At 66.9% G+C, this 2,709-nt stretch carries 2 protein-coding genes; one reads left to right on the top strand and one right to left on the bottom strand.

What is annotated here, in order from left to right; genetic code table 11:
* Positions 1 to 188: 188 nt before the first annotated feature.
* On the top strand, positions 189 to 530 hold the full coding sequence (locus VIM19_18830) for a hypothetical protein (protein HEY5186901.1): 342 nt from the start codon (positions 189 to 191) through the stop codon (positions 528 to 530).
* Here VIM19_18830 and VIM19_18835 read toward each other — a convergent pair.
* Positions 517 to 2,709: arylsulfatase (locus VIM19_18835; protein HEY5186902.1), on the bottom strand; the 2,193-nt coding region annotated here is incomplete at its 5' end. The genes VIM19_18830 and VIM19_18835 overlap by 14 nt on opposite strands.

Below are 2,709 nucleotides of genomic sequence, written 5' to 3' on the forward strand. Positions count from 1 at the left end.
CGCCCACCTCATCTGGGCGCCCACGGTCGCCCCCCACGGCGACGTCCTCGCCTGGTCACACTGGCGCCGCCGGCACCAAGCCCGCGCCCGCCGCTGCCACCACACCACCCGAGGCGCCCCGCCATAAGCGCGGCTGTAGTACTGGGAGGGTGGCCACTGGGCGGGTGGTCTGTGGGCAGATTGGACCGGTGACTGACTCCCTCCCGTTCCCCGATCTACGTGGCCGTCCTTACGAAGAACTGGCAGGGCTCGTTGCCATCGGCTCGTCTTCCCTCGACCACGCGCCATGGACTCTCCACGCGGTCACGGCCGTCGACGGCGATCCCAACCGCGACCCGTGGGAAGCGCTCGACATGGACATGAGTCGGGCAGAATTGTCGAAGTCAACCCGGTCGGGCTTGCGTGTCTGGGCTGAGCACGGGGCGCTCAGCGGCGAAGCCATGACCGCCGGCAGCGGGTGGATTCGGACCGCCCTTGATCTGCTCACCGTCGCGACCATGTCGTCCACGCGCTTTGCTATTCGCGCATGAGCATTGCCTGTGCCTCGCGTTCGAGGTCGATGTACGGCTCGCCACTGACGTCGACGGCCACGCGATGGATGGTGCCACCGGTGAACCGGTAGGGACGCTCGCCTGGGTAGTCCAGCGTGACGGGGTCTCCCACGTCACGCCCGACTGCCAGGCCCTCGCCGGCGATCATGTAGCCGCCTGGCTGAGTCTTGATGCGTCCCTCGCCGACCTTGTTGTCACCGTAGAAAAGGGAGAGCAGGCCGGTCGCCACGGGAGGCGGGTCCTCGCCGTCCTTCTCGAACGATGCCGACAGGATCAGGTCGGTGCCGATGGGGATGTCTTCGGTGGCGATCACCATCTGCTGGAACATCCCGACGAAGCTGTTCACGTAGTGCAGTCGGTTGTCCTTCACGTAGAGGCTGTGACCCCCGAACCGCGAGCCCTGTGAGAGCAGCACACCTTCGGCACCCGGCTCCGGGATGTCGACCAGCGCGCCGATCACGAACGAGCGCCCGCGGATGCTCACGGCCTGCGCCTCGGGAACCTCCGCGTGGTTCGGGAAGTACACGTAGCGGCTGCGTGGCTCAGAGAGCAGCGGCCGCTTCGCTACGAAGATCTCCAGGGCCGAACGGTCATCGAGGGGGAAGCCCTCGTTCGCGCCTGCCTCGGCGTACCAGAGGTTCACGAGCTCGCGGAGCTTCTCGGGCTGCTCGTCCGCCAGATTGTGCAGCTCAGAGCGGTCGACGTCGGTGTGGTAAAGCTCCCACTCGTCGTCGTTGAAGTGGCTCCAGCCGCTCAGCGTCGGGTGGTTGGTGATGGCCTTCCACCCGTTGTGCCAGATGCCCCTGGACCCGAGCATCGAGTAGAACTGCGTCTGCCGGGCGCCGGCCGCCGGGCCGTCGTCGAAGCTGTAGCGCATGCTGATGCCGTCGAAGTGGCTTTGGGTGTAGCCCTTGATCGTGTCCGGCGGTGTCACGCCCAGGACGTCGAGGACTGTCGGGACCAGGTCGATCGCGTGGTGGTACTGCTCCCGGATCTCCCCGCGTGCCTGCATCCCGGCGGGCCAGGAGATCACGCACGGGTCGGCGGTGCCCCCGTTGAACTCGTAGCGCTTCCACATCTTGAACGGGGTGTTGAAGGCCATCGCCCACCCGTTGGGGTAGTGGTTATACGTCGTCGGGCCACCAAGCTCGTCCAGCATGGCCAGGTTCGCCTCGATGCTGTCCGGGATGCCGTTCATGAACTTCATCTCGTTGACCGAACCTTCGGGGCCGCCCTCGCCGCTCGCGCCGTTGTCCGACACGACGATGACCAGGGTGTTCTCCCTCTGGCCAGTCGTCTCGAGGTAGTCGAGGAGGCGCCCGATCTGGTGGTCGGCGTGGGACAGGAAGCCCGCGTACACCTCCGCCATCCGAGCGAACAACTGCTTCTCCGCATCCGACAGCGAGTCCCATGGCCTCGTCACGTCCAGCGGCGGGAACGGCTGACCCTGCGGCCCCTGACGCGTCTCGGAGGTGCCGAGCGGGTTGATCGGTGGGAGCTCGGTGTCGGCCGGGACGATGCCCATCTGCTTCTGGCGTGCGAGCGTCGCCTCGCGCATCGCCTCGTAGCCCATGTCGAACTGGCCGGCGTACCTCTGGATCCACTCCCGCGGGGCGTGGTGCGGCGCGTGGCAGGCACCCGGCGCGTAGTAGAGGAGGAACGGCTTGTCAGGGGCCACCGCCTTGGCGTCCATGATGAACTCGATCGCCTTGTCGGTGATGTCCTCACCGAAGTGGTAGCCCTCCTCCGGCGTCTTGGGCTGGTCCACCGGATGGTTGTCGTACGTCAGCTCCGGGTACCACTGGCTCGTCTCCGCCCCCAGGAACCCGTACCACCGCTCGAACCCTCGCCCGGTCGGCCAGTTACGACGTGTCGAGGCAAGGTTCATCTCGACGGTCGGGCACAGATGCCACTTCCCGACCATGTAGGTGTTCCAACCCAGCTCGCCGAGGATCTCGGAGAGCATGCCGTTCTCCGGCGGGATCGTGCCGCTGGCGTTGGGGAAGCCGATGGCCGCCTCGGTGATGCAGGCCATGCTGTTGCGGGTGTGGTTGCGGCCGGTGAGCAGGCACGAGCGCGTGGGCGAGCACAGCGCGGTGGTGTGCCACTGCGCGTAGCGCACACCGTCGGCGGCGATCTTGTCGATGTTGGGCGTGGG

The sequence above is a fragment of the Actinomycetes bacterium genome, from assembly GCA_036510875.1.
GTDB lineage: Bacteria > Actinomycetota > Actinomycetes > Prado026 > Prado026 > DATCDE01.